This is a genomic window from Yoonia sp. D2-7, assembly GCF_055809435.1.
The window spans coordinates 64,251-87,358 of sequence record NZ_CM147912.1 but is presented as its reverse complement, the minus strand read 5'-3'; the positions used below and the strand labels follow the sequence as shown (position 1 = coordinate 87,358).

The 23,108-nt window shown below is 54.8% G+C and carries 18 protein-coding genes; 13 read left to right on the top strand and 5 right to left on the bottom strand.

What is annotated here, in order from left to right:
- Positions 1–34: 34 nt before the first annotated feature.
- The 10 genes from AC0L7R_RS00330 to AC0L7R_RS00285 all read left to right on the top strand — a co-directional run bounded on the left by AC0L7R_RS00330 (position 35) and on the right by AC0L7R_RS00285 (position 13,108).
- On the top strand, positions 35–1,024 hold the full coding sequence (locus tag AC0L7R_RS00330; protein WP_247129451.1) for an ABC transporter permease: 990 nt from the start codon (positions 35–37) through the stop codon (positions 1,022–1,024).
- The gene (locus AC0L7R_RS00325) at positions 1,021–2,217 is read left to right on the top strand and encodes an ABC transporter permease subunit (RefSeq protein ID WP_473658256.1); all 1,197 of its coding nucleotides are present in this window, start codon (positions 1,021–1,023) and stop codon (positions 2,215–2,217) included. Before AC0L7R_RS00330 ends, AC0L7R_RS00325 begins: the two co-directional genes overlap by 4 nt.
- Positions 2,214–3,860 carry an ATP-binding cassette domain-containing protein gene (locus AC0L7R_RS00320; protein ID WP_473658255.1) on the top strand — a complete coding sequence of 549 codons (1,647 nt, stop codon included), beginning with the start codon at positions 2,214–2,216 and terminating at the stop codon, positions 3,858–3,860. Before AC0L7R_RS00325 ends, AC0L7R_RS00320 begins: the two co-directional genes overlap by 4 nt.
- Before the next feature lie 72 nt (positions 3,861–3,932).
- Positions 3,933–5,486: an ABC transporter substrate-binding protein gene (locus AC0L7R_RS00315; RefSeq protein ID WP_473658254.1), complete on the top strand. Its 1,554-nt coding sequence runs from the start codon at positions 3,933–3,935 to the stop codon at positions 5,484–5,486.
- Between the two features lie 199 nt (positions 5,487–5,685).
- Positions 5,686–6,210 carry a hypothetical protein gene (locus AC0L7R_RS00310; protein ID WP_348109021.1) on the top strand — a complete coding sequence of 175 codons (525 nt, stop codon included), beginning with the start codon at positions 5,686–5,688 and terminating at the stop codon, positions 6,208–6,210.
- 196 nt (positions 6,211–6,406) lie between these two features.
- Positions 6,407–7,051: a ribosome maturation factor RimP gene (gene rimP / locus AC0L7R_RS00305; protein ID WP_247129445.1), complete on the top strand. Its 645-nt coding sequence runs from the start codon at positions 6,407–6,409 to the stop codon at positions 7,049–7,051.
- Positions 7,051–8,658 (top strand): transcription termination factor NusA, encoded by a 1,608-nt coding sequence (nusA, locus tag AC0L7R_RS00300; RefSeq protein ID WP_247129443.1) that lies wholly within the window; start codon positions 7,051–7,053, stop codon positions 8,656–8,658. The genes rimP and nusA overlap by 1 nt, the downstream gene beginning before the upstream one ends.
- 21 nt (positions 8,659–8,679) lie before the next feature.
- Positions 8,680–9,336, top strand: a complete 657-nt coding sequence (locus tag AC0L7R_RS00295; protein ID WP_473660456.1) for an RNA-binding protein — start codon at positions 8,680–8,682, stop codon at positions 9,334–9,336.
- Complete coding sequence (infB, locus tag AC0L7R_RS00290) at positions 9,326–11,824, top strand: translation initiation factor IF-2 (RefSeq protein WP_247129441.1); 2,499 nt, start codon at positions 9,326–9,328, stop codon at positions 11,822–11,824. Before AC0L7R_RS00295 ends, infB begins: the two co-directional genes overlap by 11 nt.
- A 117-nt stretch (positions 11,825–11,941) precedes the next feature.
- Positions 11,942–13,108: a YHYH protein gene (locus AC0L7R_RS00285; protein ID WP_473658253.1), complete on the top strand. Its 1,167-nt coding sequence runs from the start codon at positions 11,942–11,944 to the stop codon at positions 13,106–13,108.
- A gap of 13 nt (positions 13,109–13,121) precedes the next feature.
- On the opposite strand, the gene mutT is transcribed toward AC0L7R_RS00285, so the two are convergent.
- The 3 genes from mutT to AC0L7R_RS00270 are packed head-to-tail and all read right to left on the bottom strand — an operon-like array spanning position 13,122 to position 15,577.
- Positions 13,122–13,520 (bottom strand): 8-oxo-dGTP diphosphatase MutT, encoded by a 399-nt coding sequence (gene mutT / locus AC0L7R_RS00280; RefSeq protein WP_473658251.1) that lies wholly within the window; start codon positions 13,518–13,520, stop codon positions 13,122–13,124.
- The gene (gene argJ / locus AC0L7R_RS00275; RefSeq protein ID WP_473658250.1) at positions 13,517–14,731 is read right to left on the bottom strand and encodes a bifunctional glutamate N-acetyltransferase/amino-acid acetyltransferase ArgJ; all 1,215 of its coding nucleotides are present in this window, start codon (positions 14,729–14,731) and stop codon (positions 13,517–13,519) included. The genes mutT and argJ overlap by 4 nt, the downstream gene beginning before the upstream one ends.
- A complete protein-coding gene (locus tag AC0L7R_RS00270) occupies positions 14,732–15,577 on the bottom strand; it encodes a peptidylprolyl isomerase (protein WP_473658248.1) in 846 nt (281 codons plus the stop codon).
- Positions 15,578–15,762: 185 nt separating this feature from the next.
- Between AC0L7R_RS00270 and secA the strand changes: the two genes are divergently transcribed.
- The 3 genes from secA to AC0L7R_RS00255 all read left to right on the top strand — a co-directional run bounded on the left by secA (position 15,763) and on the right by AC0L7R_RS00255 (position 21,140).
- Positions 15,763–18,486 (top strand): preprotein translocase subunit SecA, encoded by a 2,724-nt coding sequence (secA, locus tag AC0L7R_RS00265; RefSeq protein WP_473658246.1) that lies wholly within the window; start codon positions 15,763–15,765, stop codon positions 18,484–18,486.
- Positions 18,487–18,585: 99 nt separating this feature from the next.
- Positions 18,586–19,554, top strand: a complete 969-nt coding sequence (locus tag AC0L7R_RS00260; RefSeq protein ID WP_473658244.1) for a hypothetical protein — start codon at positions 18,586–18,588, stop codon at positions 19,552–19,554.
- Between the two features lie 11 nt (positions 19,555–19,565).
- A complete protein-coding gene (locus tag AC0L7R_RS00255; RefSeq protein ID WP_473658243.1) occupies positions 19,566–21,140 on the top strand; it encodes an OmpA family protein in 1,575 nt (524 codons plus the stop codon).
- On the opposite strand, the gene radC is transcribed toward AC0L7R_RS00255, so the two are convergent.
- The gene (radC, locus tag AC0L7R_RS00250; RefSeq protein WP_473658241.1) at positions 21,125–21,871 is read right to left on the bottom strand and encodes a RadC family protein; all 747 of its coding nucleotides are present in this window, start codon (positions 21,869–21,871) and stop codon (positions 21,125–21,127) included. The two genes, AC0L7R_RS00255 and radC, sit on opposite strands and share 16 nt — an antisense overlap.
- A gap of 57 nt (positions 21,872–21,928) precedes the next feature.
- A complete protein-coding gene (gene dnaJ / locus AC0L7R_RS00245; protein ID WP_473658239.1) occupies positions 21,929–23,077 on the bottom strand; it encodes a molecular chaperone DnaJ in 1,149 nt (382 codons plus the stop codon).
- Positions 23,078–23,108: the final 31 nt, after the last annotated feature.

Below are 23,108 nucleotides of genomic sequence, written 5' to 3'. Positions count from 1 at the left end.
TAACTTGTAAGCATCCTCAGGGGAACTTAGAATTTTGGGCAACGTCCTAACCATTATACTTCAACGCCTTGCACTAGGCGTTCTCACGCTTCTCATTGTTTCGATTGTGATCTTTGTTGCCGTGAACTTGCTTCCGGGTGATTTTGCACAGCTGATCTTGGGTCAAGGGGCTACAGAAGAATCCGTCAATCAAATCCGCAAAGACCTTGGGTTGGATCAGCCGTTGATCACGCGCTATTTTGGCTGGCTTGGCGGGATGTTGACCGGTGATCTTGGTACCAGTTTCGCGCAGTTGAACTTTACGTCAAACTTGGGCGGCGTGAATAACGTGACCGTGCTGGATCAAATCCTGCCACGGTTGAGCAACACATTGTTCCTTGCTGGTGTGACTGCAATGATCGCTGTGCCGATTGCTGTGACGCTCGGCATTCTGGCCGCGTTGTATCGCAACACAATCTTTGACCGCGCCGCGAATATCGCAACGTTGAGTTCGATTTCGTCGCCAGAGTTCTTCATGGCCTATGTGCTGATCCTCGTGCTTGCCGTGATCAACCCGCTGCTGCCATCGCTGTCCAACATTTACGACGGCATGCCGTTTGGCGAACGTCTGGAAAAGACAATGCTGCCTGCCCTGACGCTTACATTGGTCGTGACCGCGCATATGATGCGGATGACACGCGCGTCGATTATCAACTTGCTCGCATCGCCGTATATCGAAATGGCCCGGCTGAAGGGTATGTCGCCGATGCGCGTCATCGTGAAACACGCGCTGCCGAATGCATTGGCCCCGATCATCAACGTGATCGCATTGAACCTTGCTTACCTGATCACTGGCGTGGTCGTGGTTGAGGTGGTGTTTGTGTATCCGGGTATCGGCCAGCTGTTTGTGGATAGTGTGAAAATCCGCGACATTCCGGTCGTCCAAGCCTGCTGCCTCATCTTTGCAGCGGCTTACATCCTGTTGAACCTCACGGCGGACATCATGTCGATCCTGAGCAATCCGCGTCTGAGGCATCCGAAATGATCAATCTTCTTATTGCACTTGTTGTGATCGCGGGCCTTGCATGGGTGATGCGGTTTGTGGGTCAAAAGGCGACGAACAACGCCCCGAAATTCCGCGACATGTCTTACGGCGTGTCCTTTGGTTATGTCTTGGGTGCTGCGTTGTTGGCGTGGCTTGCTTGGGCTTACATGCAAGCACGGTCCGACGATCCGTTAATCGCGAACAAGTTCTTCTTTTTAAAGGCGGCGATTGAAGGGTTTGTCATTTTTGCCATTGCGGCTTGGCTGTTCAAGCAACTGGGCCAGTATGTTGGCACCGCATGGTCGAAAAAGATGTTCCGGTCTATGCCGCTGACTGCTGCCTTTGGCGTGCTGATCATCATCATTTACGTCGTTGTTGCGGTGTTCGCGGGTGCAATCGCCCCTTACGGCCAAGACGAGATCATCCAAGGTGCTGCTGCAAACGTGGTGGCTGGCGGTGATCCTGCGCTGGGCGGTGATCCTGCGTATCCGTTGGGTACAGATCAGATCGGTCGCGACATTCTTAGCCGCCTGATTTACGGCGCACAGAACACCGTTGGGATCGCGTTTATCACCACAGTGCTGGCCTTCATGCTTGGTGGGACCTTTGGTTTTCTGGCCGCCGTTCTGGGTGGTTGGTTGGACCAGTTGCTATCGCGGATGGTGGATGTGTTGATGGCGATCCCGTCGTTGATCTTTGCGCTCTTGTTGATGACAATCGCGAGCGTTTGGTCGTCGCAGCTGGGTATTCCGCTGACGATATTTATGGTCCTGATTATTGCAGTGATCGACAGTACGCGCGTGTTCCGTCTGGCCCGTGCCGTTGGTCAGAACATTGTTGTGATGGATTATATCGAGGCTGCGAAACTGCGCGGTGAAGGCATGGGATACCTCGTGTTCAAGGAAATCCTGCCAAATGCGACTGCACCTTTGCTGGCCGAATTTGGTCTGCGCTTCTGCTTTGTGTTCCTGACGATCGCTGCGCTGTCGTTCTTGGGTGTGGGTATACAGCCGCCTTTGGCTGACTGGGGCACGATGGTGCGCGACCTTGCCGGTTTCATCAACTACGCGCAATTCGCGCCACAGGCATCGGTAACACCGTTGTTGGCTGCGGGTGCGATTGCCTTGCTGACTGTTGCAGTGAACTTTGTCGTCGACTGGATGCTACATAAAACGTCGGGGTTGAAGGAATGAGCGATCAACTGGTCAAAATCCGCAATCTCTGGCTTGAGGGCCGCAGTGACGAGACGTGGAACCCGATTATCAACGGTGTCGATCTTGACCTGAAGAAGGGTGAAGTTTTGGGGCTGATCGGTGAATCCGGCGCCGGGAAATCGACGCTTGGTTTGGCAGCGATGGGGTTTTGTCGCGATGGCGTGCGTGTGTCGAAAGGCACCGTCGAATTTGATGGCATTGATCTTTTCAGCGCCTCTGCCGCGACGAAACGGTCTTTGCTAGGCAAACGCATTGCTTATGTTGCGCAGTCTGCCGCTGCGAGCTTTAACCCTGCTCACAAAATTCTTGAACAGCATGTTGAGGCCCCGACCCAGCATGGTGTGATGGGCAAAGCTGAATCCGAAGCGGACGGGATGGAGCTGTATCGCAAGCTGCGTCTGCCCAATCCGAATGAAATCGGGTTCCGGTATCCGCATCAGGTGTCTGGTGGTCAGTTGCAGCGTGCGATGACCGCGATGGCAATGGCTTGTCGTCCTGACCTGATCATCTTTGACGAACCGACGACTGCTTTGGATGTGACGACGCAGATCGAAGTGTTGGCTGCGATCCGCGAGATTGTTGAGGAATTCAACACCGCTGCGATCTACATCACGCATGATCTGGCTGTTGTGGCCCAAATGGCCGACCAGATTAAGGTGCTGCTGAAGGGTGACGAGGTGGAAACCGCCGATACCCGCACGATGCTGGCTACGCCGACGCAGGATTATACAAAATCGCTTTGGGCTGTGCGTAGTTTTGAACGTCCGCTGAAAGCGCCTGTTGTTGCAGGTGCTGTTCCTGTGGTGTCGGTCAAGAGTGTTGACGCCGCTTACGGGAAAATCCCTGTTCTGCATGATGTCAGCTTTGACATGCACGAAGGTCGTACAGTGGCTGTTGTTGGCGAATCCGGCTCCGGTAAATCGACGACGGCCCGTTGTATTACTGGTTTGCTGCCACCAAGCGCTGGTGAGATCCGCTTTGGCGGTGAAGTGATGCCAGCCAATTATAAGCAACGCACGAAAGACCAGTTGCGTCAGGTACAGATGATTTATCAGATGGCCGATACCGCGTTGAACCCGCGTGTCAGCGTCGGCAATATCATCGCCCGTCCTGTGCAGTTCTACACTGGGCTGTCGGGTCGTGATCTGCGCAAGCGTGTTGATGGTCTGATGGATCAGATCGAACTGCCTGCGGATGAATACTACAACCGCCTGCCGTCTGAATTGTCAGGTGGTCAAAAGCAGCGGATCGGGATCGCCCGTGCGCTTGCCGCTGAACCGAAGTTCATCATTTGTGACGAAGTCACGTCCGCGCTTGATCAGCTTGTTGCTGAAGGAATCCTGCGCCTTTTGGCGCGTTTGCAGGACGACCTGTCGCTTTCTTATATGTTCATTACCCATGACCTTGCGACCGTTCGTGCCATTGCGGACGAAGTTGTGGTGATGAAAGAAGGCCGTGTCGTCGAACAAGGCCCCAAGCGGGACATGTTTAAACCGCCGCATCATCCGTACACGGATTTGCTGTTGTCGTCGGTGCCCGAAATGGACCCCGATTGGCTGACCAATTTGCTTGCAGAGCGCGGTGTGGATAACATTGGCGATGCAGCTATAGATAATATGTAAAGCATTCATCCGTTTCATACGGACGACAAAATAGGGCGGTAAACGCCTGACAACAAACTAGGGAGAAATACAATGTTACATGGAATTAGCAGACGTAGTCTGTTGAAGACTGGCGCAGCCGCTGGTGTTCTGGGCCTGACGGGTATGCCGCTTCGTGCGCAAACAAAGGGTGGCAAACTGACTGCTGGTCTTGGTGGCGCGAACACATCCGATAGCTGGGACGCGCGTACCCATTCTGACATCTTCATGATCGCAGCCGCACACGGTACAGTTTTTGACTGTCTGACAGAAGTTGCAGCAGACGGTTCGCTTGTTGGCGAATTGGCTGAAAGCTGGGAAGCATCAGCAGATGCGAAAACCTGGACATTCAACCTGCGGTCTGGCGTGACGTTCCACAACGGTAAAGCGTTCGGCGCTGACGATGTGATCGAATCCCTGCAGATGCACATTGGTGAAGATTCAAAATCAGCGGCGAAGCCGATTGTTGAAGCGATCACCGAGATGAAGAAAAACTCTGACCTGCAGATCGAATTCACGCTTGCCTCTGGCAACGCTGACTTCCCATATCTGATGTCAGATTATCACATCTGCATGTACCCAGCCGGCATGATCGAAGAAGCGATCCAGAACGGTATCGGTACGGGCCTTTACAGCGTTGTTGCGTTTGATCCAGGTGTGCGTTTCGTTGGTAAGCGCGTTCCAGATCACTACAAAGGCGACGAAGTCGGCTACTTTGATGAAGTTGAATTCATTGCAATCAACGACAACACTGCACGTATGAACGCGCTGATGACGGGTCAGGTTGATACGATCAACCGCATCGACTTTAAAACCGAAGGTTTGTTGAAAGCGAACCCTCAGTTGCGCATTCAAGAAGTGACGGGCAACCAGCACTACACATTCGCAATGCTGACAGACAACGCGCCGTTTAACGACGTCAACGTTCGTCGTGCCCTGAAGTACGGTATCAACCGTCAGGAAATGGTCGACAAGATCCTGCTGGGTCACGGTGCTGTTGGTAACGACACGCCAATCGGTCCTGCTAACCAGTACTACCACTCTGAAATGGATCAGCTTGAGTACGATCCGGACAAGGCAGCATTCTACCTGAAAGAAGCTGGTCTCGACAGCTTGGTCGTTGATATCTCGGCTTCTAGCGCTGCCTTTGAAGGTGCTGTTGATGCGGCTCAGCTGTATCAATCATCCGCTTCCTCTGCAGGCATCAACCTGAATGTGGTTCAAGAACCATCAGACGGTTACTGGTCCAACGTATGGCTGAAGAAGAACTTTGCAGCTGTTTACTGGTCCGGTCGTGCGACTGAAGACTGGATGTTCTCGACTGCTTATGAAGCTGGTGTGCCTTGGAACGATAGCCAGTGGGGCGCTGAAGACAGCCCACGCTTCCAAGAGCTGCTTTTGGCAGCCCGCGCAGAGCTGGATGCTGACACACGTCGCAGCCAGTACCATGAAATGCAGGAAATTCTGCGTGACGATGGTGGTGTTCTGGTTCCAATGTTTGCCAACTACGTGCAGGCCGTGAACAACCGGATCTCTTCACCTGACACAGTGGGTAACCTGTGGCAGATGGATAACGCTCGCATGGCAGAGCGTTGGTCTGTGGCGTAAGCCAGCCAACTTGATTGAATAAAGAACGCCCTGCCGGAAACGGTGGGGCGTTCTATTTTGCAGTACAAGCCTGCCGCGCGCAATTGCAGCGAAGCCATTTGATCGCGCAATGCGACGTTAAGGTTAACTTTGCGCCATACTTTCGCCAAACCGGTCTGCCAAAACCTACCCGTTGGGATAAGTATTGGATGTGTATTGTATGAAAATGTTAACCGGTTCTGGTCATTTTAAGGCCAGCATTGTTGCCTGCCAAGCTTTTGGAATTGCTGCGTTACTTCTATTAGCCTCTCCTTCTACAGCCATCGCAGACAGCACTGTCGATGCAACGTCGAGTCGCGGCTATCTAGCGGAAACGCTTGTCGGGATTGAAATGGTGCAAACAAGTGACGCAATTTTGTCGTCAGCGCCTGTCGGCAGTCTCGAAGGTAAATTGTATGCCTATCAGCAAGCGCGTCTTGCTTTGGAAAGTGCAGTCGCAGCCCAGAACGAAGCATATGCGGATTACCGAAGTCTTCTGCTGGTCGCGAAGGCGCACGAAACCGCTGGCGCCGCGTCTGACCGACATCACTTTGCGGTCGCTGAAGCTGCAAATACCTACAACTGGTTCCAGCAGCGCGCAGAGGAAGCCCAAAGCGTGACGCAGGCCGCATTGCTAAATTTGTGCGATGGCCGTGGTTTGTCGGACATGGCGATGCGCGAATTGCACGCCATGTTGGGGCTTTAGTCCATCTGTCTTGGTCTTTGTTGAACTGATTGATTGCCCAAGTATGACTTGGGCGATCTGCGCCCCCTTGCAGTTGAAGGCCAATAGGTCTATGTGCATTGACAACAGCGGCGTCGGCTTCCACCCCCGACCCAACCGGAAATCTGATACGGGCCGCGCGCCCGTTTTTTTGTGCCTGATAGAATGGCGAAGCTAAATGAATGATTTGATTGCAAAAGCCGCGATTGACCGTCGCATCGCAGACATCATCACCCCTGTCGTTGAAGACATGGGATTCGAAGTTGTGCGCGTGCGATTGATGTCCGGCAAAGAGACGATTCTTCAGATTATGGTCCAGCGCCCTGATGGCCAGATCGAAGTTGATGAATGTGGACAGGTGTCCACAGCGATCTCGGCAACGCTCGATGTCGAAGACCCGATCGTTGAGGTTTATAACCTCGAGGTGTCCAGCCCGGGTATCGACCGTCCTTTGACCCGTCTCAAGGATTTCGACCAATGGCAGGGCTTTGAGGCCAAGATTGAAACGGATGAGCTGATCGATGGTCGCCGCCGTTTTAAGGGCGAATTGGCTGGTGTGCAGGACGACGAAGTTCTGATCACGATTGAGGAAGGCACAATTGGTCTGAAATTCGCATGGCTGTCTGATGCCAAGCTGGTTTTGACCGACGAGCTGATCCGCGATGTTTTGAAGGGCCGCAAGGATGCGGGCCAGATTGATGAATCCCAGTTCGATGAGATTGAAACGATCATCGACAGTGACGAAAACGCTGCCCCCTCTAAGGCGGGCAAATCCAAAAAGCGCCCGAGTTCAAAGAACAGCGCGAACAAGGAGAGTAACTAATGGCGATTACCTCAGCCAACCAGCTTGAGCTGCTGCAAACCGCAGAGGCCGTAGCCCGCGAAAAGAACATCGACCCTGTGTTGGTGATCGAAGCGATGGAAGAATCCCTCGCGCGTGCTGCGAAATCCCGCTACGGCGCTGAAATGGACATTCGCGTGTCTATCGACCGTCGCACAGGTAAAGCCACGTTCACCCGCGTTCGCACGGTTGTTGAAGAGGAAGAGCTTGAGAATTATCAAGCTGAATTCACTGTGGCACAGGCCCGTGAATACATGGACAACCCTGAAATCGGTGATGTGTTCTCTGAAGAGGTTCCGCCGGTTGAGTTGGGTCGTATTGCTGCCCAGTCTGCCAAGCAGGTGATCCTTCAGAAAGTCCGCGAAGCTGAGCGTGACAAGCAGTACGAAGAATTCAAAGACAAAGCCGGCACAATCATCAACGCGCTTGTTAAGCGTGAAGAATACGGCAACGTCATCATCGATGTGGGGTCTGGCGAAGCCATCCTGCGCCGCAACGAAAAGATCGGTCGTGAAGCGTATCGCCCGAACGAACGCATCCGTTGCTTCATCAAAGAAGTGCGTCGCGAACAGCGCGGCCCGCAGATCTTCCTGTCCCGTACAGCGCCAGAATTCATGGCCGAGCTGTTCAAGATGGAAGTTCCTGAGATTTATGAAGGCGTGATCGACATTAAGGCCGTTGCACGTGATCCAGGTTCACGCGCGAAGATCGCTGTGATTTCACACGACGGGTCGATTGATCCGGTTGGTGCCTGTGTTGGTATGCGTGGTTCACGTGTTCAGGCCGTTGTGAACGAACTGCAGGGCGAAAAGATCGACATCATTCCTTGGAATGAAGATATGCCGACGTTCCTCGTGAACGCGTTGCAGCCTGCTGAGGTGTCCAAGGTTGTTCTGGATGAAGAAGCTGGCAAAATCGAAGTTGTTGTTCCTGATGAGCAGCTGTCGCTTGCGATTGGCCGTCGCGGCCAAAACGTACGTCTGGCGTCCCAACTGACTGGTCTTGATATCGACATCATGACTGAGGAAGAAGAATCCAAGCGTCGTCAGGCAGAATTCGAACTGCGTACGAAACTGTTCATGGATACACTGGACCTCGACGAATTCTTTGCACAGTTGTTGGTTTCCGAAGGGTTCACGAACCTTGAAGAAGTTGCATACGTTGAAGTTGAAGAACTGCTGGTCATCGAAGGTGTTGACGAAGGCACTGCTGGTGAACTGCAGACCCGTGCCCGTGAATATCTGGAAGCCCAGAACAAGAAGGCCATGGATGCTGCAATCGCCGCTGGCGTTGAGCAGTCCCTGATCGACTTTGAAGGTCTGACACCACAGATGTTGGAAGCCCTTGGCGCGGATGGCGTGAAAACGCTTGAAGACTTCGCGACTTGTGCGGACTGGGAATTGGCTGGTGGCTGGACCATCACTAAAGGCGAACGCACCAAAGATGACGGTGTACTGGAACCATTCGATGTGTCGCTTGAGGAAGCGCAGAACATGGTCATGACAGCCCGCGTGATGCTGGGTTGGGTTGACCCTGACGAACTGACTGCTGACGAAGACGAACCTGCCGAGGAGGAATCAGAAGCCTAATTTGGGCTTCTGACCTTGAATATGGCGCGTGGTGGCCAACATAAGAACCCTGACGACGATGCGGAACGTAAGTGCATCGTCACGGGAGAGGTGCAACCAAAGGCCGGATTGATCCGGTTTGTGGTTGGCCCCGACAATGCGGTTTATCCTGACATCTTGGGTAAACTGCCCGGTCGTGGTATGTATGTCACCGCGGATCGCGCGGTTCTTGAAGACGCGCGGAAGGGTCATTTCGCCCGCAGTGCAAAGCAAGCCGTGACTGTATCAGATACGTTGATCGACGATGTTGAACGGTTGCTTGCCCAACGTGTTGTTGAACTGCTGGGCCTTGCACGTAAGGCCGGTCGTGCTGTGTGTGGGTTTGAAAAAGTTAAAGGCTGGCTTGCTGGATCCGAGAACGTGCGCGTTCTGATGCAGGCCTCTGATGGCTCCGAACGGGGCAAAACGAAACTATGGACCCCTGAGGGGGCTCGCTACTTTGGATGCTTGACCGCGCAAGAGCTGGGTTTGGCCTTTGGTAGAGGAACTGCAATACATTGCGCGGTCTCTACTGGTGGACTCAGCAATCGTGTTGTAGAGGATGCAACAAAGCTTTCGGGCTTACGCGGGATTGATGGTCAAAAGACTGGCAAGGGCAAAGCGGCCCTTGGGAAGGATACGAATTTAAATGAGCGATAACGACGGCAAAAAGACACTTGGTCTTGGCGGTTCTCGTCCAAGCAACGTGAAACAAAGCTTTAGCCACGGGCGTACGAAGAACGTCGTGGTGGAAACAAAGCGTAAGCGCGTTGTGGTTCCCAAGCCTGGCGCGGGTAAACCTGTGCCGTCTGGTCCAACCGGCCGGCCCATCGGTGGTGACCCATCGAAACGTCCTGCAGGCATTTCCGATGTCGAACTCGAACGCCGGATGAAGGCGCTCGCGATGGCGAAAGCCCGCGAAGCCGAAGAGCAAGCCAAGCGCGAAGCTGAAGAAAAAGAACGTGCTGCTGAACGCGCAGCCCGCCGTGCGGAACAAGAAGCCAAAGAGGCTGAAGACCGCGAACGCGAAGAGCGCGCCAAGCAAAAAGCCGAAGAAGAGGCTGCCAAAAAGGCAAAAGCCGAAGCTGATGCACGTCGTGCGGCAGCGGCACCTGCTGCGGCTGCAACACCTGCGGATGATGCGCCATCTGGTGCGGCCCGTAACGCTGGCCCGCGCAACAAAGCGCCCGAGCGCGACAACCGTGACAATAAAGGCGGCAAGCCTGGTCGTGGTGGCGCGAATGACGGACGTCGTTCTGGCAAGCTGACAGTCAACGCCGCGATGCGCGGTGGTGAAGGCGGTCGTCAACGGTCCATGGCTGCGATGAAGCGGAAACAAGACCGCGCCCGTGCCAAGGCGATGGGTGTGTCTGCCGAGCGTGAAAAGGTTTACCGCGAAGTGTCCCTGCCGGAAGCGATTACCGTTTCCGAATTGGCTGCCCGTATGACCGAACGTGTTGCTGACGTTGTGAAGGCGTTGATGACAAACGGCATCATGGCCACGCAAACACAGACGATTGATGCGGATACTGCCGAATTGATCATCGAAGAATTTGGCCACACCGTTGTCCGCGTTTCTGACGCTGACGTTGAACAGGTGATCACGGCTGAAGAAGATAAAGCAGAAGATCTGAAACCACGTGCGCCGATCATCACGATCATGGGCCACGTTGACCACGGTAAGACATCCCTTCTGGATGCGATCCGTAAGACACGTGTTGTGGCTGGCGAAGCTGGCGGCATCACGCAGCACATCGGTGCGTATCAGGTAACTACCGAAAGTGGTCAGCTGCTTTCATTCCTTGATACACCGGGCCACGCGGCGTTTACGTCGATGCGGTCACGTGGTGCACAAGTGACTGACATTGTTGTTCTGGTTGTTGCGGCAGACGATGCTGTGATGCCGCAGACAATCGAAGCGATTGCACACGCGAAAGCGGCCAAAGTGCCGATGATCGTTGCGATCAACAAAATCGACCGCGAGGGTGCCAACCCTGACAAAGTGCGGACCGATCTGTTGCAGCACGAAGTGATCGTCGAGAAAATGTCCGGTGATGTGCAGGACGTCGAAGTGTCTGCGATTACGGGCCAAGGTCTTGATAAGCTGCTTGAGGCGATTGGCCTGCAGGCGGAAATTCTTGAACTGACAGCTAACCCTGATCGCGCAGCGACTGGTGCGGTGATTGAAGCCCAGCTTGACGTGGGTCGCGGTCCTGTCGCCACGGTTCTGGTTCAGTCCGGTACGCTGAAACGCGGTGATATCTTTGTTGTGGGTGAACAGTGGGGTAAAGTCCGCGCGCTGATCAACGACCAAGGCAAACGCGTTGAAGAAGCAGGTCCATCTGTTCCTGTAGAGGTTCTGGGCCTGAACGGTACACCAGAAGCTGGTGACGTTCTGAACGTGACAGAAACCGAAGCCCAAGCGCGTGAAATCGCTGAATATCGCGAGAAAGCTGCGAAAGATAAACGTGCAGCTGCTGGTGCGGCGACGACGCTTGAGCAGTTGATGGCGAACGCGAAAGCGAACGAAGATATCAGCGAGCTGCCAATCTTGGTGAAAGCTGACGTGCAGGGTTCTGCCGAAGCGATCGTTCAGGCGATGGAAAAAATCGGTAACGATGAAGTCCGCGTTCGTGTCCTGCATTCCGGTGTTGGTGCGATCACGGAAACAGACATCGGTCTCGCCGAAGCATCCGGCGCCCCTGTGTTTGGCTTTAACGTGCGTGCCAATGCGACGGCGCGGAACACAGCCAACCAAAAAGGCGTGGAAATTCGGTACTACTCGGTCATCTATGACCTTGTTGACGATGTGAAAGCGGCTGCGTCCGGTCTGTTGTCTGCGGAAATCCGCGAGAACTTCATCGGGTATGCCACCATCAAGGACGTCTTTAAGGTGTCTAACGTTGGTAAGGTTGCTGGTTGTTTGGTCACTGAAGGTGTGGCGCGTCGGTCTGCCGGTGTGCGTCTGCTGCGTGATAACGTCGTGATCCACGAAGGTACGCTGAAGACCCTGAAACGCTTCAAGGACGAAGTTGCCGAAGTGCAGTCTGGTCAAGAATGCGGCATGGCGTTCGAGAACTACGAAGACATCCGTGCGAACGATGTCATCGAGATCTTTGAGCGTGAAGAGGTCGAACGGAACCTCTAATCAGGTGACCGAATTCATTCGAAAAGGCGGCCCTTTGGGTCGCCTTTTTGCATTTTGAGGCGGCGGAAATTCATTGGCGCTACGTTCAATACGTATGATTGACCAAAAGGTGTCCCAATGATCCGTTATTCCCATATCTCGTATATTTCGCTGATCGCAGCGCTGACCTGTCTGCCAGTGATCGCAATGGCCCACGTCGATACCGACAGCATTAGCGATCAAGCCTTGGTGCAAGAGCCAGACATCGTCGCGTGTACACTAGAAGACGGAACGCAGTCCGAATGCGCGCAGTTCACCGTCAAATACCTACCGGATGATCTGGATATTGGCCCGTTTTGCCCTGCAACACTGGACGATGAAGGCGGTATTTGGGATTGGACGGGTGACGAGGCAGGATTGTACCGCATTGATCGCGCGTACTTCGAATTTCTAAGCAACCTTGGCTACACGTTTTATGACGAAGACGGCACGGTGCATATCGCGGACATCGCGACGGCCCAACCCGAAGACGACCATGCCTGCATTAATGTATCTGAAGACGCATCGGTCACGATGACGATGCTGATCCCGACCAGCCCTGTTGTTGCGGATAAAAGCACTGCGCTTGGCACAGTGTCCAAGATCGGTTTGGCGCTGAACGGCGTGCCGATCTTTTCAGATGCACCTAGTATTCAACAGACGGGGCATATGCCCGCGCTGGATACGTGCGGCGGTCATGTTGATCCGGGAGGTTGGTATCACTGGCACGCCACATCAACAGATTTGAACGCTGTTTATGATGCCGTCGATGTTGCAGCGTCTTGCTATCTTGAGCAGGACAGCGCCGCGATGTTTGGTTACGCTTTCGACGGTTTCCCGCTTTACGGCAGCCAAGATGCGGGTGGTGAAGTGCCGACTGATCTAGATGAATGTCAGGGCCATGTCGGGGTGACAGAGGAATATCCCGATGGTGTCTATCACTACCACGCTGGCACAGAATTCCCGAATTTGCCGCCCTGTCTGATCGGTGTGCAAGCCGAAGGAAACTTTACCACCACCGCCGAGGCGGGCGTTGGCGCCCAGAACGCAGGTGACGGTGGACGGGGTGAACCGCCGCGTCCTGGTGACAACGGTGGGATGCCACCGGGGTTTGAAGATGCCGCCGCGCAACTTGGCGTCACGAGCGAAGCATTCTTTGCCGCGATGGAATCAGCCGGTGGGCGTGATGCGGACCTTTCACAGGTCGCGACGACATTGGGCGTTTCATTGGATGACCTGCAGGCCGCGATGCCACGGCGCCCGTAAGGTGTCATGTTCGTTAGAGCCAGTCGCGCAAAATTGGGATCAGCGGAACATCTGCAGGCGGCATTGGGTAGTCGCGCAGGTCTTTCGCTGAGACCCATTTCAACGTTTGTCCTTCGCGGCCCTGCGGTGTGCCGTTCCATTTGCGGCAAGCGAACAGGGGCATCAGCAGATGGAAGTCAACGTAGGTATGCGATGCAAAGGTCAACGGCGCGAGGCAGCTTTCCCATGTGTCGATGCCCAACTCTTCTTGCAGTTCGCGGATCAGGGCGACTTCTGGTGTTTCGCCTTGTTCGACTTTGCCACCCGGAAATTCCCATAGGCCCGCCATGGATTTGCCTTCGGGACGTTGCGCCAAAAGGATACGCCCGTCGACGTCGATGAGCGCGACTGCGGAAACGAGGACTGTTTTCATGACCGATAATCCGCGTTGATCCGGATGTATTCGTGGGTCAGATCGCATGTCCACGCGGTGCTGGTACCGGACCCAATGCCAAGATCGACGTTGATCGTGATGTCTTCGCCTTTCATGTACGCGGCACCTGCGTCTTCCGAATAGGTCGGGGACACCCACCCGTTTTCCGCCACTTTGATATCACCGAAACTGATCGCCAGTAGGTCGCGATCCGCCTTTGCACCAGATTTGCCTACTGCCATTACAACGCGGCCCCAGTTGGGGTCTTCGCCAGCAATCGCGGTTTTGACGAGTGGGGAGTTCGCTGTCGCCATCGCCACCTTGCGCGCGTCGGCGTCGTTGTCAGCGCCAGTGACGTTGATGGTGATGAACTTTGTCGCGCCTTCGCCGTCGCGCACCACTTGGTGCGACAGGTCCAGCATAACCGCGTGTAATGCTTCGGCGAAATCGTCGTTGCCCGTAACATCCACGCCGGACGCGCCCGTTGCGCCGACCAGAAGCGTGTCAGAGGTCGAAGTGTCGCTATCAACGGTGATGTTGTTGAAGGTCTTGTTGGTTTGTTCGGTCAGCAGCCATTGCAGCGCCTCGAACCCAATCGCTGCATCGGTGAAGATGTAGACCAGCATCGTTGCCATATCAGGCGCGATCATGCCGGATCCCTTGGCGATGCCCGCGATATTTACGGTTTTGCCGTCGATAGTGATCTGACGCGTCGATCCTTTGGCGAAGGTATCGGTCGTCATGATTGCACGGGCCGCGTCGTGCAGGCCGGATGCGTGTTGCGCTGTGTGCAGTTCGTCGATCTTCGCGATGATCTTGTCGTGCGGCAGCGGTTCGCCGATCACGCCAGTAGAGGACGTGAAGACGCGGTTCGACGCCACACCTGTGGCGCTCTGGATCGCGTCAGAGATGGCGTTCACCGACCCCGTGCCAGCCTTGCCCGTGAATGCGTTGGAATTGCCGGAGTTCACGAAGATCGCGGCAGGCCCCGTTTGGTCACCGCCCAGTTTTTCTTGGCAGTCCAGCACATTCGCAGATCGCGTGGCTGACCGTGTAAATACCCCGGCGATGGTACTGCCGGGGGTCAGCAGGGCCAACATCACGTCGGCCCTGTTTTTGTATTTCACCCCCGCTTCCGCAGTTGCGAATGTGACGCCGTCGATGACGGGCAGGTCAGGAAAGGCCGCGGGGGCCAGCGGGGACAATGGCATTTATTTTGGCTCCAGCAGGGACAGGTCACCCAGCAGTTCAGGATCGATTGTGCCTTCTTCCGGCGTCACGATGTCTGCGGCTTCCGTCAACGCAGCGAGCCGTGCTTGAATTGCGGCCTCTTGGACTTCTGCCATCAGTTCGGACCGGACAGCGTCCAATTCAGGTGCTTCTTTGACGCGCTTTTCGATCAGGTTGATCACGTGGAATCCGAATTGTGTTTCAACTGGATCGGACACGCCGCCGACTTCCATCGCCATGACCGCATCTTCAAACGGGGTGACCATTTGGCCTGCACCGAACCAACCAAGGTTGCCGCCGTTCGGACCACTTGGGCCTGTTGAGACTTCTTTCGCGACTTCGCCAAATTCTTCGCCTGCATCAATGCGGGCTTTGGCGGCTTCGGCTTCTTCCAGCGTCTCAACAAGCAGGTGGGCAGCGTTGAATTCTGTTTCGGATTCCGCGTTTTCGTATTTCGCGTCGTAGGCGGCTTGGACAGCTTCATCCGTCATGGATGCCACAGACAGCGCGTCGATTTCTTCGCCAGCCAGCAGGGAACGGCGTTCGTTGCGCAATGCGTAATCAACGCGGGCAGGGGGCGTTTCGACGGCATCTGCCAAAAGCTGTTGTTGGATCAGTTGTTCCAGAACACCTTCGAACAGCACGTCAGCTGGCAAGGATTGGTACTGCTGAGGCAGCTGTGCGCGTGCGATAATCATCTCGCCCAATGTGATCTCTGTCTCGCCAACGGTGGCAATAACGGTATCCGCAGTGGTTTCTTGTGCTGCAACCGGTGCTGCCAATGCCGCGATCAGCGCCGCAGACCCCAAAAATGTTACATGTTTCATTCTAAAACGATCCCTTGATGCGCCGCGCGGGTGCGCGACGTTGACACTGTTCAACCCCGACCTTAGATCAATGAAAGACCCTGAGGGGGCTGGTCTTGGCCCTTTGTAGGTGGCCTGTTCAGGGGCTACAAGCGACCTCCTCTCAATTCGATGTTAGACGGCGTCACTGCGCCACCGGAGAATACATGCTTGGTTTAGGAACCGTCGCCAAAAAAGTCTTTGGCACCGCCAATGATCGTAAAGTGAAATCGGTTCGCCCGCTGGTCGCGAAGATCAATGCGCTTGAGCCTGAGTTCGAAAAACTGACTGACGAGCAGATCAAGGAAAAGACAGAAAGCCTGGCGCAACGTGCCATGGGCGGCGAAAGTCTGGATGATCTGCTGCCGGAAGCGTTTGCCAACTGTCGTGAAGGCGCGCGTCGTGCGCTTGGTCTGCGTGCGTTTGACACACAGTTGATGGGTGGGATTTTCCTGCATCAGGGCAACATTTCCGAACAGAAGACCGGTGAAGGTAAAACCCTGACCGCGACCTTTGCGGCCTACCTGAATGCGTTGACTGGCAAAGGTGTGCATATCGTCACCGTGAACGATTACCTTGCCAAGCGTGACGCTGAATGGATGGCGAACGTTTATAATTTCCTTGGTCTGACTGTTGGCGTGATTTACCCGCAGCAGCCAGAAGCCGAAAAGATCGAAGCCTACGCCGCTGACATCACGTTTGCGACGAACAACGAGCTTGGCTTTGACTACCTGCGCGACAACATGAAGTCTGAATTGTCCCAGATGTCGCAACGCGCCCACAACTTTGCAATTGTGGATGAGGTCGATTCGATCTTGATCGATGAAGCACGGACGCCGCTGATTATCTCTGGTCCCGCGCAGGACCGTAGCCAGATGTATATCGACATCAACAAGCTGATCCCTGAAGTGCAGGACGATCACTATACGCTGGATGAAAAGACCCGTCAGGCAACGTTCAACGATGAAGGTAACGACTTTATCGAAAAGCGCCTGTCTGAGATGGGTCAATTGCCTGAAGGTCAGACGCTGTATGATCCGGAAAGCGCCACGTTGGTGCACCATGTCAGCCAAGGTCTGCTAGCCCACAAGATGTTCCAGCGCGACAAAGACTACATCGTCCGTGGTGACGAAGTTGTTCTGATCGACGAATTCACAGGTCGGATGATGGACGGTCGTCGTCTGTCCAATGGTCTGCACCAAGCGATTGAAGCCAAAGAAGGCGTGAACCCGAAGCCGGAAAACGTGACGCTGGCCTCTGTGACATTCCAGAACTATTTCCGTCTGTACGACAAGCTGGCTGGTATGACTGGTACGGCGCTGACCGAAGCGGACGAATTCAAAGAGATTTACGGTCTTGGCGTGGTCGAGGTTCCAACGAACCGTCCGATCGCCCGCTTGGACGAAAACGACCAAGTGTACCGGACCGCCCGCGAGAAATATCAGGGCGTGATTGATCTGACCAAAGAAGCGAATGCCAAAGGGCAGCCTGTTCTGGTCGGGACCACGTCGATCGAGAAATCCGAATTGATTAGCCAGATGCTGACTGCGGAAGGCATCGCACACAACGTGTTGAACGCCCGTCTGCATGAGCAAGAAGCGCAGATCATCGGTGACGCTGGTAAACTGGGTGCTGTGACTATCGCCACAAACATGGCGGGTCGCGGGACCGATATTAAATTGGGCGGTAACGTCGAGATGCAGGTCGTTCAGGCGCTTGCTGAAGATCCTGAAGCAAACCCTGATGAGGTGCGCGCGCGGATTGAAGCGGAACATAAAGACGCCGAGGAAAAGGTGAAAGCCGCCGGTGGTCTGTTTGTTCTGGCAACAGAACGTCACGAAAGCCGCCGGATTGATAACCAGCTGCGCGGCCGCTCCGGTCGTCAGGGTGACCCGGGCCGGTCATTATTCCTGCTGTCGCTTGAAGACGATCTGATGCGGATTTTCGGATCTGAACGCTTGGACAAGGTTTTGTCGACGCTTGGCATGAAAGAAGGCGAAGCGATTGAGCACCCATGGGTGAACAAGTCGCTGGAACGTGCACAGGCGAAAGTCGAAGGTCGTAACTTTGACATGCGTAAGCAGTTGCTCAAGTACGATGACGTGATGAACGAGCAGCGTAAGGTGATCTTTGGTCAGCGCCGCGAAATCATGGAAGACAGCGATCTGTCCGAAGTCGTGCGCGATATGCGTTACCAGGTCATCGAAGATCTGGTCGACGACTTTATGCCGGCGAAATCTTACGCGGATCAGTGGGACACCGAAGGCCTGTACGCCGCTGTCATCCGTGATCTGGGCATGGATGTGCCTGTGATGAAATGGGCAGCGGAAGAAGGCGTCGACGACGAAGTCATGCGCGAGCGGCTTGAAGCCGAGAGCGACAAGCACATGACCGAGAAGGAAGAAGCCTTTGGTCCGGAAACGTTGCGCAACATCGAAAAGCAGCTGTTGTTGCAGACGATTGATGCGAAATGGCGTGAACATCTGCTGACATTGGAACACCTGCGATCCGTTGTTGGTTTCCGTGGGTATGCCCAGCGTGATCCGTTGAACGAATACAAAACAGAAGGTTTCCAGCTGTTTGAACGTCTCTTGGATGGTTTGCGGACCGATGTGACCCAAAAACTGGGTGCGATTCGACCTATGACCGCCGAAGAACAGGAACGTATGGTTGCCCAAATGCGCGAACAACAGGCCGCAGCAGCGGCTGCTGCCGCAGGTGGCGCAACTGCAGGGGGAGCGACTGTTGCGGGCGCTGCAACAAACCCAGACGCCGCGCGTCCCGGATTTGTAGAAGATGACCCAAATACGTGGGGCAACCCAAGCCGTAATGACGCTTGCCCGTGTGGCTCTGGTGACAAATTTAAACATTGTCACGGAAAATTAGGCTAAATTCAGCCATAATCCCGTCACGATAAAACCCCCGCGCAGTCGCGCTGGGGCCACGACTAAGGTGCTTATTGTTTCCAAGTGGGAATCGGGAGCAACCTCATGTCGCGTCTAACGAGAGTTAAAAAGGCAACGACCATCGCATCGACTTTTGCGATTGCGTTGGGCATCGGCTTTATCATGCAATACGGCGATGCAGATGCCGCGCGCTACAACGCCAATCTGCCCGTCGAAATTCGCGACCCCGTCTTGCTCGTCGATTATTCGCCATTGGCGACAGCTGATAGCTTTACGTTGAAGCCTGAAGCACCAGCCGCTCAGCGCCTTGCAACGACGGCGAACCTGCCGATTGATCCGGATAGCGTTAAACTGATTGCTTTGGTCGAAGATGTTGATGACGTTGATGGTCAAAGCCTATTTGCGCAAACACAAATCAGTGCAAGCGTTTCAAAAGATTGTGAAATTCTTGCTGTGACAGCACCGAATGCGACAGGGTCTGTAATCGTCACTGTTGTGTCAGAATGTCGATCAGACATGCCGTTTACGGTGAACCACAGTGGTTTGTCCTTTTCGGCCCAAGCAGATGCAGCCGGTACGGCGATAATGACGGTTCCGGCTTTGTCCGAAGACGCGACTTTCTTTATCACGTTCGAAGATGGCAAAAGCCTTGCCGCGTCGACCTATGCGCCGCAAGCTCAGCAATACAATCGCGTCGTGTTTCAGTGGGAAGGTCATGACGGCGGTTATTTGAAATCAAACGGCCCTGAAGGGACCCAGGTAATGCTGGACCATTTTGGGGACGACATCGGAGAAATCCCGCGGTTTGCCGAAGTGTATTCCTTTCCTGCGGACACAGATATCGCGGCCGGAATGCGCGACATTAACATCGTGGCGCATGTGACAGACAAGAACTGCGGCCAAGACCTGATCGCTGAAAGCTTTTCAGTCTTCCCGGGCATCGTTGATCTGGCTTTTAAGGACATCCGTATCACACTTCCAAGCTGTGAAGAGATTGGTGCAACTCTTGAGTTGAAAAAGGTACTGGGGGAACAGACACTCGCGCTAAGATGATGCGACGCTGTTTGAACCAATTTACAGACAAGTTGAAATCTGCGGCATGTTTTGCCGCAGTTTTTCTTTGTGCGACATCTGCTTTGGCAGAACCTGTCACGGTAACATCTGACGGTGGTGGTCTGGTTCTGACGGGTGATGTCATCGGCTATGACGGTGAATTCCTGCAGCTGCGAACAGAATACGGCCCTTTGACGCTGCGCTATGCGTCGGTCACCTGTGATGGCGCCGCCTGTCCTGATCCCGATGCTTATGTGCCGCTTGTGCGCATTTCGGGGTCCGCACGGATGTCTGAGGTCGCTGTGCCTGCCTTGGTCGAGGCATTTGGACGATCCCGCGGTTGGCAATCTGTACTGACCGAAATTGATGCGTCTCATTTCACGGTCGATTTGGTGGACGCGACGGATGGCGTGCAGGCAAATTTTGCGTTCCGTGTGACGAATACCGACGAAGGTTTCGCCGATTTGATTGCGTTCGAGGCGGACATGGCGTTGGCGGTCCGCGAAATACGGCCCGAAGAGGCGGAACTGGCGTTGGACGCTGGTTTGGGTGATCTGACATCACCGCGACAAAGTCGCATTATCGGTTTGGATGCGCTTGTGCCAGTCGTGCATCCTGCGTTGGGACTTGATGCGATCGCATTAAAAGATGTGTCGCAAGTGTTCCGTGGCCTTGTCGATAATTGGGCGGACATTGGCGGGCCGGATTTGCCTGTGCAACGCCACCTTGGGCCTGTTGAAAACGGGCAGATGCAGTTCTTCGTTGACCGGATCGTTAGGCCCGATGGCGGAACTGTTGCGAAAGACATTACGCGGCACGCTGATCTTGCAGCAGTGCGGGATGCTGTTGCAGATGTCCCCGGAAGCATTGCGATGTTGCCGTTTGGCCAGACGGGTAACACGCAGCCATTGGCGCTGCGCGATGCCTGTGATTTTACTGCAAACCCCGTGTCCACGACGCTTAAGACCGAAGATTACCCACTGACCGAACCGTTGTTCTTGTATTTACCCGATCGACGACAGCCGCAGATTGTTCGTGATTTTCTGGCGTGGTTGCGCGGGCCTGAGGCGCAGTTGGTTGTGCGCCGTGCGGGTTTTGTGGATCAGGGCGCAGTGCCCATTCCGCTTGATGCCCAAGGACAACGTTTTGCGAACGCGATCTTAAAGGCAGGCACCGACATCCCATTGGGTGAACTGCAACGTATGGTCCGCGTGCTGATGCCGCGCACGCGGTTGTCGACGAGTTTCCGGTTTGAGGTGGGATCAACGCGGTTAGACGCGCAATCGCGATCCAATATGATGGCGCTAGGACAGGCGATCCGCGACGGTCGCTTTGACGGGCAAAGCTTGATGTTGGTGGGGTTCAGTGATGGACGCGGTGCACCGGCCCCAAACAGGGAATTATCGAGCGCGCGTGCCGAGGCTGTGAAGCGTGCTTTGGTTGCCGCGTTGGGGACCTGGCCAGAGGCCGTTACGTTGGAAACCGAAGCTTTTGGTGAAGCCTTGCCCATGGGTTGCGACGACACAGAGTGGGGACGACAGATGAACCGCCGTGTCGAATTATGGGTGGATCAAAGCAATCCCTGAACCCTGAACGACACCTCGCGTGATCGGCCAATAATGACGTGATCGTGTAGGGTGATGCCAAGCACCTCTGCTGCGTTCACAACCTGTTGGGTCATGTCGATATCCGCTTGGCTGGGCGTTGGATCACCGGACGGGTGATTGTGCACAAGGATCAGGGCAGCTGCATTAAGATCAAGTGCACGTTTGACGACCTCGCGGGGGTAAACCGGGACATGATCAATCGTGCCCTGCGCCTGTGCTTCATCCGCGATGACAGTGTTTTGTGTATCCAGATAAAGTACCCGAAACTGTTCCGTATCACGATGTGCCATCACGGTATGGCAGTAATCAATCAGGGCGTCCCAATGCGACAGGACGGGCCGCTGCATGATCTTTGCCCGAGATAAGCGGTGTGCGGCAGCTTCGATCATTTTGATCTCTAACGCGGCCTTGCGGGTCACATCATGTACCTTCAACAACCGATGAATGGGCGCTGAAACCACCCTGTTAAAGTCGCCGAAGGTGTCGAGGAGTTCAAAACAAATGGGGCGTACATCCCGACGCGGGATGGCACGGTACAGGATCAGTTCGAGCATTTCGAAATCCAGCATCGCTGACGCACCACCCACGGCGAAACGGTCGCGTAGGTGTTTGCGGTGATCGCCAATGTAAGGTGAGACACGTTCAGATGCAGGCAGGACGGCCTGAACGTCATCATCAAAAAGGGTACGGGCTTCGGCAAAGTGTGACATTGCCGAAGCTTGTAATGATTCTGGTGAAGGCGAAGTTAACGGTTAAGGCTACGCGCCTTAGCCCTTCATGCCATCCCAGAACGATTTCACAGATTTAAAGAACGAAGACCCTTCGGGGTTGTTCTCTGCTGCGATTTCGTCGAATTCCCGCAGGATTTCTTTCTGACGGGTTGTCAGGTTCACGGGTGTTTCGACCGCCAGTTCGATGAACATGTCGCCTTGGCCGCCGCCACGTAGGGCAGGCATACCTTTGCCGCGCAGACGCATCTGGCGACCAGATTGTGAACCGGCTGGGATCTTCACGCGTGACCGGCCACCGTCGATTGTTGGTACTTCGATCTCGCCACCCAAAGCGGCGTTAGTGATCGAAACAGGGACGCGGCAGAACAGGTTGGTGTTCTCGCGTTCGAACAATTCGTGGTCGTTCACTTCGATGAAGATATACAGATCGCCAGTTGGACCGCCGCGCATACCTGCTTCGCCTTCGCCAGCGAGCCGGATACGGGTGCCGGTTTCAACGCCAGCAGGGATGTTCACCGACAAAGATTTCTCTTTCTCGACGCGGCCCTGACCGTGACATTTGTTGCACGGGTTCTTGATCGTTTGGCCCATGCCGGAACATGTCGGGCAGGTGCGTTCAACGGTAAAGAAACCCTGCTGCGCACGGACTTTACCCATGCCTGAACAGGTTGGGCATATGACAGGTTCGGACCCGCCTTCGGCACCGGTGCCGTTACATTCATCACAGCCAACAGCTGTCGGAACGTTCACGGTTTTCTGCATGCCTTTGAACGCATCTTCGAGGTTGATGCGCAGGTTGTACCGCAGGTCGTTGCCGCGTTGGGCGCGTGCCCGTCCGCCGCCGCCACCGCGACCGCCCATCATGTCACCGAACAGGTCGTCGAACACGTCAGAGAAGGCCGACGCAAAATCACCTTGACCGCCACCGCGTGGACCACCGCCGCCGCCGCCCATGCCGCCTTCGAAAGCTGCATGACCATAACGGTCGTACGCTGCTTTTTTCTCGGCGTTTTTCAGAACGTCGTAGGCTTCGTTCGCTTCTTTGAACTGCGCCTCGGCGTTTGGATTGTCGGAATTGCGGTCGGGATGCAGTTCCTTCGCCTTGGTGCGATAGGCTTTTTTGATCTCAGCTTCAGACGCGCCTTTGGACACGCCGAGCGTCTCGTAATAATCACGTTTTGCCATAGTCATAATCCCCCTTGGGAACGGAAAAGAC